Origin of the sequence: uncultured Sphingomonas sp. (genome assembly GCF_946477935.1) — a bacterium.
Classification (GTDB): Bacteria; Pseudomonadota; Alphaproteobacteria; order Sphingomonadales; family Sphingomonadaceae; genus Sphingomonas.
On the sequence record NZ_CAMLAC010000084.1, the window covers coordinates 1 to 14446 of the forward strand.

Sequence of the window (14446 nt, forward strand, 5' to 3'; positions counted from 1 at the left end):
AGGCAAGGCTGACCTGTGCGGGCGTAACGTGCAGCCGCTCGGCCACATCCTCGATCGTGCGCCGTCGGCGGGCATTCGCCGCAACCGCCTCGGCCTGGAAGCGCGGGTGGATGCGGCGGCGGTCGTTGTCCTCGGTCGGCCCGGCACCGGCCAGGAAGCCGCGACCGAGCGGACTATAGGCGACGAAGCCGATGCCCAGTTCCCGCGTGGTCCGCAGGATCTCTGCCTCAACCTCGCGTGTCCATAGCGAATATTCGCTCTGCAACGCCGTTAGCGGCGTGACGGCATGCGCGGCCCGTACCTGGGCCGCACTCGCCTCGGACACACCGACGCCGCCGATCTTGCCCTCGTCGCGCAACCGGCCGAGTTCCCCAACCGACTCCTCGATCGGCACGTCGGGGTCGATGCGATGCAGGTAATAAAGGTCGATGTGATCGGTAGCGAGCCGCCGCAGACTGGCCTCAACCGCCTCCCGCGCCGATACCCGGCGCCCCTCGCCCTCCTGCCCGTGCGTGAACTTGCTGGCGATCACCAGCTTGTCGCGCCGCCCGGTGATCGCGCGGCCCAACAGCTCTTCGTTATGGCCTTTTCCATAAGCAGTAGCGGTGTCGAAGAAGGTGATACCCAGATCGATCGCCTGGTGCAGCGTACGGATCGATTCCGCTTCGTCAGCCTGCCCATAGACGTGCGACAGGCCCATCGCGCCGAAGCCCTGCTCGCTTACCGCCAATGTCCCGATGAGTGGCATATCCGTCCTCCTGTCTGGATGCCTGAGTGTCGAACAGGACCGGCAAAAGCCGCGACTCAGAAAACTTCGGGAACCACGAAGATTTCCTACTGACCAGATAGGAATTAGATGTGGAATCAATGCCTACTGCTTTGATGGGAATACGAGAAGGGGTTCCGGATGAAACGATCCGCCATATTGGGCGCCTTGCTGGTGTCCACGACGGCCTTGGCATGGCCATCGGTCGGGACTGCCCAGGTGCCGGTCGATCCGGGCGAGGCACGGCAGTTGGTGCTGGCCGACCCCGATGTCGGCACCGGTGATGTCGTCGTGACGGCACGCCGCCGCGCGGAAAACATCCGCGACGTGCCGATCTCGATCCAGGCGATCGATGGCGAGACATTGCAACGTAAGGGTACGATCGATCTCCAGAGCCTGATCGAACAGACGCCCGGGCTCAACGCGACCGGCGGCAATCCCCGCAACTTCTCCATCACCATTCGCGGCATCGGCTACGCCCCGACGGCGGCCGATGGTCTGGACAATGCGATCGGCGTCTATTTCGACGGCGTGTACCAAGCGCGGCCGGGACAGGTGCTGCAGGACCTTGTCGACGTGCAGAGCTTTGAGGTGCTTCGGGGCCCGCAAGGGACGCTGTTCGGCCGCAATGCCGCCGCCGGTGCCCTGAACATCACCTTCAACAAGCCCAGCTTCACGCCCAGCCAGTCGGTCGAGCTATCCTATGGCCGCTATAATTTCGCGCAGGCTAAGGTCATCCTGACCGGACCGATCAGCGACACCATCGCTTTCCGCACCGTCGCGTTCGGCACACGCGCGGATGGATGGATCGACACGCCGTTTCGTCCGGCGTTTCGTAATGCCGCCCTGCAAAAGGACATCTACGCCCCGACCGCAACTGACGATGCAACGACCGCAGGCACCGGGCGGTGGGGCATTCGCCAGCAGATCCTGTTCGATCAGGGTCCGCTGAAGGTGACTATCGCGGGCGATCTGAACATCGAGCGGGACAGCTCCGCCGGGTTCAGCTCAGGCGGCGGAATTGTCGAGCTTTACGGCCCCGGCAATTGGGGCATCAATACCACCGCCGCACAGCAGGCGCGGGTGACGAACGCCCGCAGCGCTCTTGCCCAGCTTGGCGATTTCGGCGGGGTGCAAAACTGGATCCCGACGGTCGATCCGCGCACGAACATCACGAACAACTATAACCAGATGCGCACGACCAACGCCGGCATTTCGATGACGGCCGACTATGACTTCGGTCCCGTGGGGATCACCTCGATCACCGCGTGGCGGCGCTGGTCGTTCGATCCGCCGCAGGACAGCGACAACTCGCCAATCGACATCTATCAGAACATGGCGATCAGCCGGAGTGACCAGTTCAGCCAGGAATTGCGGCTCGCCTCCTCCGGTCGCAAGGCCATCGATTGGCAGATCGGCGCGTTCTTCTATTATTCGCGTCTGAAGGATCATTATGTCATCCACCAGTTCGGTGCGGACGTGATCCCCTGGTACAATGCCTATAACACTGTGGCGGGTAACAACTTCACACCTATTCCGCTGTCCTTCCGCTCGCAGCTGACCGGCGCGCAGATCATTGAGGACACAACGGTCGAGAACCGGACGGCAGCGGCTTATGGACAGGCCACTTGGCATGTCACTGACGCGCTCGATCTGACCGGGGGACTGCGATATACCTATGATCGCAAGAACGGCACCAGCCCGGTGGACACCAGCCAGCTGCCGCGCACCCTGCCCACAGGCGTAACCAACGCGCAACTGCTGGCCTTCTACAATGCGATCGATGCGGTGCAGCGCAATGCCGGGCGCACCTATACGGTGCCCGGCTATCCGACATCCGTCGCCACCACCGGCTATCCGCTCAACCTCGCCACGTCGAACGACAACCTGTCGGGCACGGCCAGCCTGTCGTACAAGCTGACCCCCGACATCACGACCTATGTCACCTATGCGACCGGCTTCCAGGCAGGCGGGCTCGACCTGAACAACCGCGCCCTCAATCCACAGGCGCCGCCGGTTCAGCCGACGACGACCACGAACATCGAGGCGGGTCTGAAGGCGGCATTGCTCGAGGGGCAACTGACGCTGTCGCTGGCGGCCTATCAGGAAAAGCTGAAGGGCTTTCAGACATCGGTGTCGTTCATCCTGCCCGACGGCACGCCGCAACGCGGCGCAACCAATGTCGGCGACATCCGCGCGCGTGGCATTGAATGGAGTATCGTGGGCAATCTCGGCTCCGGCATCCGGCTGACCTTCGATGGCAACTACAATGACGCCGTGTATACCCGTGCACCGTCCCTGCCTGCGCCTGCGGAGCTTAGCTATAACGGCATCGCCAATATAGATGCGGCAGGCCAGCGCGCGCCCTATGCGCCGAAATGGGCGCTTTCGGCCACGCCGTCCTGGGACCTACGCCTGGGTGCCCGAAGCGAATTCTACAGCTATGCCCAATACAGCTTCACCACGTCCTATGGCACCGGGGTCACGCAGTCGATCTATACCCAGGTGCCGGGCCAATCGAACCTCAACCTGCGGGCCGGTGTTCGCCTGGAAGATGGACGGTACGACATCTCGCTATTTGCCAACAACGCGACCAATGAACGCAACATCATCTCACAGGGGCTGCTCGCCGCACCGTCGGGTGCAGGGGTGACCGCGTATCTGGGTCGGACCGTCAACTATAATCAGCCAGCCCGGTACGGCATCACGTTCCGCACGAAAATATGATGGCACGGTGCAGTGCATTGGCGCCAGTTGATCGCGGGATCTTCTCCAAAGATCTTGCAGCGACCCAGGAAATTGCGGTCGACAGCGATCTCAACGCCTGCAACCCCGCTGCTTCGTCCGCTGCGCGGATGGCAAATGATCAGAGCTGCGTCTCATATTGTCTTTACAAGACTCTGCACCGCGGAGGACCGCCGATCGATTTCGATCATCGTGTACCCCATGGCCGGCGCGACCCTGCACGTCAGGGCATCCCATGCCTGTCGTCTGCTGACATAGTCGTCGACACCGTCATGGTGTACGGCAATGCCGGACTCCTCCAACGTACGGATCGCCGCCACGATACTCTGCCGCATCGCCCGGATGGCTTCGGGCCGCCCCTCTCTACCACCGCGCGTGGGGAAGTGCGCATCGAGCGTCTCGAGCAACAACGTCGTGCCACGGCGAAGCGAGGCGACCGGCGAGGAGGCGATCAGGGTCGCGTAGCGGTCCTGGTCGAGCACGGTGTCGATCAGCGTGACGAGGTCGAGCAGCACGAAGCCGAACCGCGATACGGCATAGCGCGCGTCATTGAAGCGGAAGTAGAAGAGCAGCGGGTAGAAATGATGCGCTTCCTTCGTCGCGGTGAGCGGGGCGATGAGATTGCCAAGTTCGCTGGTCGCGTTTCCAGAGTCACCGCCGGGCATGAGGCGCGCCAGCATCACCGCCGCATCGCCCGTGCCGTCGGTCATCAGGTCGATCGTCAAGGCCAGCGCGTTTCGCTCGCGCAAGCCTGAATAGACTTGGACCAGATAGCTTAGCACCAGCGACAGAACCGACGCGCCGATCAGCGAGTTGACGAGGAACAGGAGGCGCGTGGCGGTGCTGTGCGGGGCATAGTCTCCGCCGCCTACAATCGACAGGCTGTTGCCGGCGACGACCATGGCGGTGACCAAGTCGGTCGGCGTATCCCCGCTGGCCGGCCGGATCGTCGTCCCCAGTTCCGGTCGGATGACGAGCGCCGCACCAAGCGTCAGGCCGAACGCCCAGAAGCCGATCAGCGACACGACGATCACCGGTCCCACGAACGACAGGGCCGGACCGCGCCGTCGGCCGAACAGCGATGCCCCGGCACGCAACGCTGCCCAGATCACCCGTGTCCAAAGGGGCGCGAGCAATCCGGTCCCGGCCCGCGCATAGAGCACGGTCAGGAAGATGTCGGCGAGGAACAGCAGGACCAAAGCTGCCCCCACTCCCTGTTCCAGCGTCATGGGCGGCGCTCCGTCGTTCGCGTCTCAAGCCTGGAGCGCGGGCACCGGCAGCGCGGCCGCCACCCTGCCTTCGGCGCGGTAGTCCGGCGGAATATCGAAGTCCTTGCGGGCCAGGCCACGCGACGCCTGCGCCCCCTTTGGCAGGCCCGACCGGTCTGAATAGTCGCGGTCAGCGTCGGGTCCACGGGCGTGCGCGGCCTTCACCCCCTTGAAGGCGGCCACGTCGAGCAGCGTGATCCCAGCCACCAGCGCGGTTGCGATCGCGGCATTGCGCCATTTCGGGTTGTCGCGGTGGAGCGCACCGGCGAGCGTGGCAAGATCGAGCGCGTCGCCCCCGATCCTTGCCGCCAGCCCAACCGGCTTGTCGACCGACAAAGTAGGGATAGCGCTCGCCAGTTCGCGGGCGCCATAGGCACGGATCAGCCCTTCCTTGTCGCTCAGTCCCAGCGTGCTGGCGAGGCGGCCGGGCGCGATTAGTTCGACCAAGCCCAGCCCGACCGAGAACCAGCCGAGTGCGCGCGCCAGCCGGTCGGCACCGGTCAGCGAACTCGGCCCCTTGCGTACAATCTTCGGGTCGCCCTCCGAACGAGCAATGCCGGTGATGTTGGTGAGTGGCATGGTTGCCTCCTTCAGGGTTGGAGCATGACCTTGACGCAGCCGTCCGCCTTGTCGCGGAAGGTCGCGTACATCTCGGGCCCTTTGGACAGGTCGACCTTGTGCGTGATGACGAACGAGGGATCGATCTGCCCGTCCTCGATCCGGCGAAGCAGGTCGCCGATCCAGCGCGGAACATGCGCCTGCGCCATGCGGAAGGTCAGTCCCTTGTTCATTGCCTGGCCCATCGGGATCTTGTCGACCAGCCCGAGGTAGACACCGATGATCGAGATGACGCCGCCCGGGCGGCAGACATAGATCATCTCGCGCAGCACATGCGGACGGTCGTTCTCCGCCATAAGCATCTGCTTGGCGCGGTCGAGCACGGTGTCAGGTTGACCGAAATTGACATGGGCTTCGGTGCCGACCGCATCGATACACTTTTCCGGCCCCTTGCCTTTGGTCAGCTCGTTCAGCCGCTCGACGACGCTCTCTTCCTTGAAGTTGATCGTAATCGCACCCGCAGCGGCGGCCATCGACAGACGCTCGGGCAGATGATCGATCGCGACCACCTGTTCGGCGCCAAGCAGGATCGCCGAGCGTATTGCCATCTGGCCCACCGGCCCACAGCCCCACACCGCCACCGTGTCGCTTGGCTGGATGTCGGCCTGCACTGCCGCCTGCCACCCGGTCGGCAGGATGTCGGACAGGAACAGCAGCTTTTCGTCGTCGATGCCGTGCGGAACCTTGATATGGGTCGTGTCGGCGAACGGCACGCGCAGATATTCGGCTTGGCCGCCGGGATAGCCGCCGGTCAGATGGGTATACCCGAATAGCCCGGCAGTCGCATGGCCGAACGCCTTGTCACCCAGTTCCTTCTTGCGGTTGGTCCGCTCGCACACCGAGAAATTGCCGCGCTTGCACTGATCGCATTCGCCGCACTGGATGGTGAAGGGAATGACCACACGGTCGCCCTTCTTCAGCGATCCCTTGGCGGCGCTGCCAACGTCGACGACCTCGCCCATCGTCTCGTGCCCCATGATGTCGCCGGGCAACATCGCGGGCACAAGATTATGGAAAAGATGCAAATCCGACCCGCAAATCGCGCAACTTGTAACCTTGATGATGGCGTCACGGGGATGCTCGATCGCAGGGTCGGACACCGTGTCATACCGTATGTCTTCCTTACCGTGCCAGACTAGCGCTTTCATGCCGCTCTCCTCGGTTGCGTGGTTCGGACATATGGTCTGCCGCTACGCTGACCCATCAGGGCGATCCCTAGGGAACATTACCCGGCCACGAGCGCTTGCCGCCATGTCCGGCAATGGTTGAGGAGCCGGCCCGATGAAGGAATATTCGCTCGCCGCGACCGCTCGAGGCGATGATCCGCTCTATGGCGCGGGGGAGACGCTAGCCCGCCAAGTGCGTTTTCTGGAGGCGAACCTGTCCGCGATCCCGGACTATGTCTATGCTTTCGACCGGCACCATCGCTTCGCCTATGCCAACCCGGCCATGCTGGGTTTGTTCGGGCTGACCTCCAAGGAGATGCTGGGCAAGTCGTTTGCCGATCTGAACTATCCGGCCGACCTGGCAACCCTGCTCACTGGCCATATTGACCAGATCTTCGCAAACGGTGCGACGATTGAGAACGAGGTCTTCTACCGCAGCCCGACCGGTCATGCGGCCTATTTCTCCTATGTCTGGGGACCGGTGCTGGGTCTGGACGGCGCTGTTGAGTTGGTCATTGGCGTCTCGCGCGACACCAGCGAGCGACGCGTGTTCGAGGAGGCCTTGCGAACCAGCGAAGCCCGGCTGCGCGCCGCGACTGAACTCGTCGGGATCGGCATCTATGCGTGGGACCCGCGCACCGGTGCGCTCGACTGGGACGACCGGGTGCGCGCGATGTGGGGCCTGCCCGCCGGCACGCCGATCGACGAGGCGCTGTTCGAAGAAGGCATTCATCCCGACGACCAGCCACGAGTCCGCACGGCGATCGCGGCCTGTGTCGATCCGACGGGTGACGGCAGCTATGCGGTGGAATATCGTGTCATCGGTCGTGATGACGGTATCGTCCGCCACATCGCTACATCAGGCCGCACGACATTCGAAAACGGCTGTGCGACAGGCTTCATCGGCGCAGCGATCGACGTGACAGCGCGACGGAATGCCGAAGCCGCTGTTCGTGTTAGCGAGGCGCGATTCACCAGCTTCGCTGAGCATAGCAGCAACCTTCTCTGGATCGGCGACCCAGCGACGGGGGCCATCCTATATCGCAGCGCCGCGTTCGAACGGATTTGGGGCATCCCTCGCGAGGACGGCGCGCGTTTTATCGAGCAATGGCTGGAAGACGTTCACCCGGACGATCGATCGCAGGTCGTACATGCGCTGGCTAGCGTCGGGGCCGGCGAGGTCACTCAGTTCGAATATCGCATCATCCGCCCCGGCGACGGCGCCGTTCGCCGCCTGCGCGACACCAGCTTTCCCATCCTTGAGGAAGATGGCGCGGTCACTCGCATCGGCGGCATCGTCGAGGACCTGACCCAGGACGATTCCGGCCAGGTCTATATCGTCAGCGCCAAAGCGCTCGAGGCACGGCGACTGGCCGGCGTCGTTCGGTCGATGGGATATCGCGCCCGCACCTTTGAGAGCGCTGCGGCCTTCCTCGACATCGCCGCCATACTCGCGCCCGGATGTGTCCTGGTCGATCTGCGCCGGGCAAAACCGGAGGGCCTGTCGGTCCTTCGCGAATTGAAGGCGCGGGCGATCGCCTTGCCATGCATAGTGCTGGACGGAACGGCCGCCGACCTGATGTCGGCGGTTGCCGCGATGAAAGCTGGCGCAACAGACTATATCATCGTGGACAACGAAGGCGCGCTGCACACCAGCTTGTCGAACGTCATCGCCGAATGTTTCGCTGCGGTGCGTCCCGTCTCCCGCGACGAGAACGCCAGCGCGCGGATCGCCCGCCTGACCCCGCGCGAGCGGGAGGTCCTGCTCGGGCTGGTCGAGGGCGACACCGACAAGATGCTCGGCAAGAAGCTCGGCATCAGCCCCCGCACTATCGAACTGCACCGCGCGCAGGTCATGAACCGGCTGAATGCCGGCAATCTGGCCGAACTGATCCAGTTCGCCCTGGCGGCCGGAATCTCGCCGCCTTGTGATAGCCATGCGGCACGGAAGCCTACCTAGGGATGCTACGAGTGCCGATCGAGGCGTGAAATCCCCACAAGTCATTGTGACTGAGGGGATTGAACGATGCCCTACCCGCATTCCACGCTTTCGTCCCGGCCATGCCCCCTGCGTGAGGAGAATGCGCCCATCCGGGCGGAAGTCGGCTCGGCAGCGAAGCCGATCCCCATGCCGCCGCAGCAATCCGACTGGCGTGCGGCAACTTTGCCACGATCCAGTGGCAGGCTGTTGCCAAGGCGCTGGTCGACGTCGTATCATCGCGCAGCGCTGCCCTTGTGTCCGGCCCGTTCGACGGCGGCGCCCACCTGCACCTGCTCGTCCAAGGCTGGGCCGACCGCGCGCAAGGCCTGCTCGACGGCGCGCGCCAGATCACCGACGTGCTGGTGCCGGGCGCCATCTGCGACTGGATGCCCCTCGGATCATATAAGGAGATCCGGATCAGCGGTGCGGCGCGGGTTGCCGTGTTGCGCCGGACAATGGACGGGCATGACCTGCAGGTCCTTTCCGCATGCGGGAAGGATACGATGATCCGCGAAAGCCATCGGGATCGTACGGAGTTGACCAGCCTCGGACGGCGCGGCGCCCGTGAGCGGGTCGCCTATTCCGTCGCAGACCTGCACCGCCGGCTGGAAGGGGTTGATCGGGCAAGGGGCGGTGGCTTCGCGTGCCCATCGACCCAGGAACAACTCGGCGCGCTGCTCGGCCTGACCCCGGTTCACGTCAATCGCGTCGTCCAGGCGCTTCGCCGCGACGACGTGCAGACCTTCGGTGAACGACAGGCCGCGATCCTCGACCTGACGCTGCCGTACGCCTTTTCCGGCTGGCGGTCGAACCAGGCGGACCCCGTCCCGCCCGACCGCCAGCGCTTCGCCCTGCCGCGCGACACAGATCCCACCCCCTTGCCATCCGCCACCATGAACAGCCGAGGTCTATCATGAGCCATGCCGAAGCCGAGATCGACACTGCCGCGATCGCATCCGTGACTGTCGGCAGGCCAGCTGCGGAATTGCGATCGCTCTGGCTAGAGCCGGAAACGCAATCCCGCATCTGGTCGCACTTCGCCACCGTCACCGCCCTGGACGATCAAACGGCGGTATGGACCGTGCCCGGCCTGACTGGCGGCGAATATCGCTGGCGAACAATGAAGACCGACGAGACGCCGGACCGCCTGCGCTGGTCGACCCAGGACGGGGCTGACATCCCCAATGTAGGCGTGCTGACCTTCCGCCCCGCCCCCGGCGACCGGGGCACCGAGCTCCATCTTGAGGTTCGCTTTGATCCGCCCGGTGGCCTGGTCGGGCAGGCCCTGGCCAAGCTGTTCCATATCGCCCCGCGCGAGATCGTGCGCACAGCGCTCTACCGGTTCCGCGCACTGGCGCTGACCGGCGAGATCCCCACGACCGACCCGCAGCCGGCCGCCCGTCACGGTGGCACGGACCGCTAAGGAGACATCATCATGCGCGCTTTATGTTGGAACGGCGTCAACGACCTCCGTGTGGAGGCGGTCGCCGACCCCGAGATCCTCAACCCCAACGACGTGATCCTGAAGGTCCGGCTGTCGACGACCTGCGGGTCCGACCTGCATCTCATCGACGGCCTGATCCCGACGATGCGCGAAGGCGACGTGCTAGGGCATGAGTTTATGGGCGAGATCGTCGATGTCGGTGCGGCCGTCACGAAAGTGGCGAAGGGCGACCGCGTCGTCGTGCCCTCGTTCATCTCGTGTGGGCGATGCTGGTATTGCCAGCACGATCTCTACTCGCTGTGCGACACGACCCACCCCAAGCCGGAACTGCAGGAACCGCTGCTCGGCTATCCGACCGCCGGCATCTATGCCTATTCGCATGCCTTTGGCGGCTATGCTGGTGCGCATGCCGAATATGTCCGCGTGCCCTTCGCGAACACCGACTGCTTCAAAGTGCCCGACGGCGTCTCTGACGAGACAGCGCTGTTCATCTCCGATGCCGCGCCGACCGGTTTCATGGGCGCTGATTTCTGCGACATCCAGCCAGGCGACGTCATCGCGGTCTGGGGCTGTGGCGGTGTCGGGCTGATGGCGCAGCAGAGCGCCATGATCCTAGGCGCCGAACGCGTGATCGCCATCGACCGCTATCCCGAACGGCTGGCGCAGGCTGAAGCGTTCGGCGTAATTCCGCTCGACTATACGAAGGTGGATGTGGTCGAGGCGCTCAAGGAGATGACCGGCGGCCGAGGTCCGGACGCGTGCATCGACGCGGTCGGCATGGAAGCGGGCGGGACCGGGCTCCAGCATGCCTATGACCGGGTCAAGCAAGCCTTGTACATGGAAACGGATCGTGGCACCGCGCTGCGCCAGGCGATGCTGGCGGTCCGCAAGGGGGGGATCCTGTCGATCCTCGGCGTTTACGGTGTGATGGACAAGTTTCCGCTTGGCTTGCTGATGAACAAGGGCGTCACCGTCCGCACCGCGCAGCAACACGGGCAAGCCTATGTCCCGCGCCTGCTGGAACACGCACAGCGCGGCGAGTTGACCCCGGCGTCACTCGCGACCCACCGGTTCTCGCTTGAGGAAGCACCGAAGGGCTATGACATGTTCAAGCACAAGAAAGATGGCTGCTTGCGCGCCGTATTCATGCCGTGAGCCCTTTCTGATGGGCATAGGCTTTAGCTTTCGAAGCGACCTGTCGCTTTCCCCATCGCAGGTGTCGGCCCAGTGCAAACGAGGAAGGGCACCATACTGTCAGTCGACAAAGACCCAGAGCACGAAGCCGCTGCGCGGCAGTGGTGTTTGGGGTGATGTAGCGCGTCGACGCTGAGGTTCGGCCGTGTGGCAGCACAGGCGGACGATGGCGTTCCTTCAACTTGAGGAACCCTGTCATGCCGATGTTACTGACGAAGCCGCCCCCGCTGCTCCAGCGAATGCTCGACGACATGGCGATGCGTTCGATGCGGCCTCGGACGCAGCACGACTATGTCCGCCACGTCCGCGCCTTCACGGCTTTCCTGAAGCGCCCGCCGGATACCGCGACGGCCGAGGACGTGCGCGCTTCCAGGTTCACCAGCGCGAACTCGGCACCAGCGAGTCCGTCATCGGCGCCACGGTATCGGCGTTCCGCTTCCTGTTCGGCGTGCCGCTGGACCGGCCGGATCTGTCGCGCTAGCTGGTGCTGGCGCCGCGTCCCAGGAAGCTGCCCAACGTGCTGAGCGTCGATGAGGTCGCGCGGTTGCTCGAGGCGGCGCCGGGCATCAAGTACCGCGCCGCGCTCGGCGTAGCATACGGTGTCGCCCTGCGCGTGTCCGAGGTCGCTCACCGCAGGGCCGACGACATCGATAGCAGGCGCATGCTGATCCGCATTGAGGAGGGCAAGAGCCGCAAGGACCGCAACGCGATGCTGTCACCGCAGCTGCTCGAACTGCTGCGGTCGCGGTGGCGCGAGGGCAAGCGGCGCAGCGTCCGGCTTCTGCACGGCTGGCTGTTCCCGGGACGGAGCTACACCGACCCGATCTCGACCCGGCAATTGCACCGCGCGGTCTGCGAAGCCGCCGAAGCGGTGGGCATCCGGAAGCGCGCCAGCCCGCACACGCTGCGGCGCAGTTTCGCCACGCACCTGCTGGAGGAGGACGTTGACATCCGCGTCATCCAGGTGCTGCTCGGGCATAGCAAGCTCGAGACCACCGCGCTCTACACCAAGGTCGCGACCCGCACGATCCGAGCGGTCACCGGTTCCGCTCGACCGGCTGATGGCGCTGATGGAGGGTAGGACGCCCGCCGGGTAGCGCGCGCGTGGCGCCTCCATCGAGGGCGCCGACATCTTCCGCGCTGCCGGTCCCACGTACCGCGCGACCCATGCCGGGCACCTGAGCCTCGACCAACTCAAGGTCATGCCGGCCATCGAGCATTGCCGCACCGCCATTATGGGCGGACACATCGGGGCCTGCACCGACTGTGGGCACTGGCGGGTCGCCTACAACTCCTGCCGCAACCGGTACTGCCCAAGGTGCCAGAGCGCGGCCGCACGCATCTGACTCGCCGAGCGCGAGGCCGACGTGCTGCCCGTCGGCTACTTCCACGTCGTCTTCACGCTGCCGGCCCAGGTCGCCGACATCGCGCTCCAGAACAAGGCGTCGGTCTATGGCCTGCTGTTCCAGGCGGCGTCTGAAACGATGACCACCATCGCGGCCGACCCAAAGCATCTGTGCGCGCGCATCGGCATCACCGCGGTCCTGCACACCTGGGGCTCGGCGATGACCCACCATCCACACATCCATATGATCGAGCCGGGTGGCGGATTGTCGTCGGACGGCAGTCAATGGGTGTCGTCACGCCCTCCCATCCTGCTGCCGGTGCGCCTCGGCAAGCTGTTCCGCCGTCTGTTCCTCACCCGGTTGATGGCGCTGCACCGAACAGGGCGGCTCGCATTCCACGGCAGCCTCGCACCTTGCCGACCGGCGTGCGTTTCTGTGCCATCTGGCGCTGGTCAGGAAAAAGCGCTGGGTCGTCTACGCCAAGCCACCGTTTGCCGGCCCGAGACGGTGCTCGCCTATTTGTCGCGCTATACCCACCGCGTGGCGATCTCGAACAGCCGGTTGCTGTGTTTCGACTGGGCCGGGGTCACCTTCCGCTACAAGGATTACCGTCGCGGCGGTGCCGACCGTCAGCAGGTCATGACGCTCAGCCCCGACGAGTTCATCCACCACTTCCTGCTCCATGTCCTGCCGAAAGGCTTCCACCGCATCCGCCACTATGGCCTGCTCACCGGCGCCACGCGCAAGGCGCATCTCGACCGCGTCCGCCAGCTGCTCGGGGTCGCTCCGCCAGTCACGGCCGATGCCCAGGTCGAGCCAGAGGACACCCGCCCGCCATGCCCATGCTGCGGTGGGCACGTGATTGTCATCGAGACCTTCGAACGCTGGTGTCGGCCTCGCGCCCCGCCGCACAGCGTCGCATCGACATGAACCGCCCCGGGGTTTGCCGGAGCGTTGTGTTGTAAGTCACGCTGCCATATCGATGGTATCAACGGCAGCATAATATTGATCTTCGGCTTCGGCAGGCGGGATATTGCCGATGGGTTCGAGCAGGCGAGGATGGTTGGACCTGTCGACCCATTCGAGCATGGCATATTCGACGGCTTCAAAGCTGCGGCACGGTCCGCGCCTGTGGATCACCTCGGCCTTGTAGAGGCCATTGATCGTCTCGGCCAAAGCGTTGTCATAGCTGTCCCCGACGCTGCCGACCGACGGCTCGATCCCGGCCTCAGCGAGGCGTTCGGTGTATTTGATAGAGACGTATTGCGACCCACGGTCGCTATGATGGATGAGACCGCCCTGATGGACGAGCGGGCCGTCATGAAGCGCCTGTTCCAAAGCATTGAGGACGAAGCTGCCATGCACCGTCCTGCTCGCTCGCCAGCCGACGATGCGTCTGGCGTAGGTGTCGATGACGAAGGCGACGTAGACGAACCCCGCCCAGATCGCGACGTAGGTGAAATCTGACACCCACAGCATGTTCGGTGCTGGCGCGTAGAACCTGCGGTTGACGTGATCCGGCGGGCACGGTGCAGCTTTGTCGCTGACCGTCGTGCAAACCGACTTGCCCGGATCACGCCTGCAAAACCCATTTCGCGTATCAGCCGCTCGATGGTGCAGCGGGCGACCGGAAAGCCCTCCCGCATCATCTGCCGCCAAACCTTGCGCGCCGCGTAGACCGCAAAGTTCTCGGCAAACACGCGAGCGACCTCAAGCTTGAGACCCTGATCCCGCTGCGCAAGCGCCGACTGGCGCATCAGATCCTGTCGCTGCGCAACATGTTCGAAGTACGTTGATGGGGCGATCGGCAGGACGCGGCAGATCGGCTCGACCCCATAGGTTGCGCGATGATCCTCGATGAAGGCGATCATCGCCGGAATGGGCGGAGCCTGCCTATAAGGTTCCGGGGATGCGAAGC

At 64.4% G+C, this 14446-nt stretch carries 11 protein-coding genes, 2 pseudogenes and 1 other annotated feature; of the genes and pseudogenes, 8 read left to right on the forward strand and 5 right to left on the reverse strand.

Features of this window, described 5'->3' with window-relative positions; translation table 11 throughout:
• Positions 1-748, reverse strand: a 748-nt coding sequence (locus Q0U08_RS10520; RefSeq protein ID WP_298091401.1) for an aldo/keto reductase, incomplete at its 3' end; no start/stop codon positions are given.
• Between the two features lie 159 nt (positions 749-907).
• Here Q0U08_RS10520 and Q0U08_RS10525 point away from each other — a divergent pair.
• Positions 908-3493, forward strand: coding sequence for a TonB-dependent receptor (locus Q0U08_RS10525; RefSeq protein WP_298091402.1), 2586 nt, complete (start codon positions 908-910; stop codon positions 3491-3493).
• A 152-nt stretch (positions 3494-3645) separates the two neighbouring features.
• On the opposite strand, the gene Q0U08_RS10530 is transcribed toward Q0U08_RS10525, so the two are convergent.
• The 3 genes from Q0U08_RS10530 to Q0U08_RS10540 are packed head-to-tail and all read right to left on the reverse strand — an operon-like array spanning position 3646 to position 6545.
• Positions 3646-4740: a hypothetical protein gene (locus tag Q0U08_RS10530; RefSeq protein ID WP_298091403.1), complete on the reverse strand. Its 1095-nt coding sequence runs from the start codon at positions 4738-4740 to the stop codon at positions 3646-3648.
• 24 nt (positions 4741-4764) lie between these two features.
• On the reverse strand, positions 4765-5358 hold the full coding sequence (locus Q0U08_RS10535; protein WP_298091404.1) for a hypothetical protein: 594 nt from the start codon (positions 5356-5358) through the stop codon (positions 4765-4767).
• An 11-nt stretch (positions 5359-5369) separates the two neighbouring features.
• Positions 5370-6545, reverse strand: coding sequence for a zinc-dependent alcohol dehydrogenase (locus Q0U08_RS10540; RefSeq protein ID WP_298091405.1), 1176 nt, complete (start codon positions 6543-6545; stop codon positions 5370-5372).
• 133 nt (positions 6546-6678) lie between these two features.
• Between Q0U08_RS10540 and Q0U08_RS10545 the strand changes: the two genes are divergently transcribed.
• The 7 genes and pseudogenes from Q0U08_RS10545 to Q0U08_RS10575 all read left to right on the forward strand — a co-directional run bounded on the left by Q0U08_RS10545 (position 6679) and on the right by Q0U08_RS10575 (position 13458).
• The gene (locus Q0U08_RS10545; protein WP_298091406.1) at positions 6679-8523 is read left to right on the forward strand and encodes a PAS domain-containing protein; all 1845 of its coding nucleotides are present in this window, start codon (positions 6679-6681) and stop codon (positions 8521-8523) included.
• A 275-nt stretch (positions 8524-8798) separates the two neighbouring features.
• Positions 8799-9461 carry a Crp/Fnr family transcriptional regulator gene (locus Q0U08_RS10550; protein ID WP_298091407.1) on the forward strand — a complete coding sequence of 221 codons (663 nt, stop codon included), beginning with the start codon at positions 8799-8801 and terminating at the stop codon, positions 9459-9461.
• Entirely contained in the window at positions 9458-9967 is a 510-nt protein-coding gene (locus Q0U08_RS10555; RefSeq protein WP_298091408.1) for an SRPBCC family protein, read from the forward strand. Before Q0U08_RS10550 ends, Q0U08_RS10555 begins: the two co-directional genes overlap by 4 nt.
• 12 nt (positions 9968-9979) lie before the next feature.
• Complete coding sequence (locus Q0U08_RS10560; protein WP_298091409.1) at positions 9980-11143, forward strand: zinc-dependent alcohol dehydrogenase; 1164 nt, start codon at positions 9980-9982, stop codon at positions 11141-11143.
• Positions 11144-11379: 236 nt separating this feature from the next.
• A pseudogene (locus Q0U08_RS10565) lies at positions 11380-12279 on the forward strand (tyrosine-type recombinase/integrase).
• A gap of 33 nt (positions 12280-12312) precedes the next feature.
• Entirely contained in the window at positions 12313-12528 is a 216-nt protein-coding gene (locus Q0U08_RS10570) for a transposase zinc-binding domain-containing protein (protein ID WP_298091411.1), read from the forward strand.
• A 21-nt stretch (positions 12529-12549) separates the two neighbouring features.
• Positions 12550-13458 (forward strand): transposase, encoded by a 909-nt coding sequence (locus Q0U08_RS10575; protein WP_298091410.1) that lies wholly within the window; start codon positions 12550-12552, stop codon positions 13456-13458.
• Between the two features lie 36 nt (positions 13459-13494).
• Here Q0U08_RS10575 and Q0U08_RS10580 read toward each other — a convergent pair.
• Positions 13495-14446: pseudogene (locus tag Q0U08_RS10580) on the reverse strand (IS3 family transposase); the annotation flags it as partial.
• Positions 14325-14430: a sequence feature (AL1L pseudoknot), on the reverse strand. (Overlaps the previous pseudogene by 106 nt.)

Excerpts from the sequence above, each read along its gene's own strand:
- Q0U08_RS10525 (WP_298091402.1), top strand. The coding sequence starts at position 908 with ATGAAACGATCCGCCATATTGGGCGCCTTGCTGGTGTCCACGACGGCC.
- Q0U08_RS10535 (WP_298091404.1), bottom strand. The coding sequence starts at position 5,358 with ATGCCACTCACCAACATCACCGGCATTGCTCGTTCGGAGGGCGACCCG.
- Q0U08_RS10540 (WP_298091405.1), bottom strand. The coding sequence starts at position 6,545 with ATGAAAGCGCTAGTCTGGCACGGTAAGGAAGACATACGGTATGACACG.
- Q0U08_RS10560 (WP_298091409.1), top strand. The coding sequence starts at position 9,980 with ATGCGCGCTTTATGTTGGAACGGCGTCAACGACCTCCGTGTGGAGGCG.
- Q0U08_RS10545 (WP_298091406.1), top strand. The coding sequence starts at position 6,679 with ATGAAGGAATATTCGCTCGCCGCGACCGCTCGAGGCGATGATCCGCTC.
- Q0U08_RS10555 (WP_298091408.1), top strand. The coding sequence starts at position 9,458 with ATGAGCCATGCCGAAGCCGAGATCGACACTGCCGCGATCGCATCCGTG.
- Q0U08_RS10530 (WP_298091403.1), bottom strand. The coding sequence starts at position 4,740 with ATGACGCTGGAACAGGGAGTGGGGGCAGCTTTGGTCCTGCTGTTCCTC.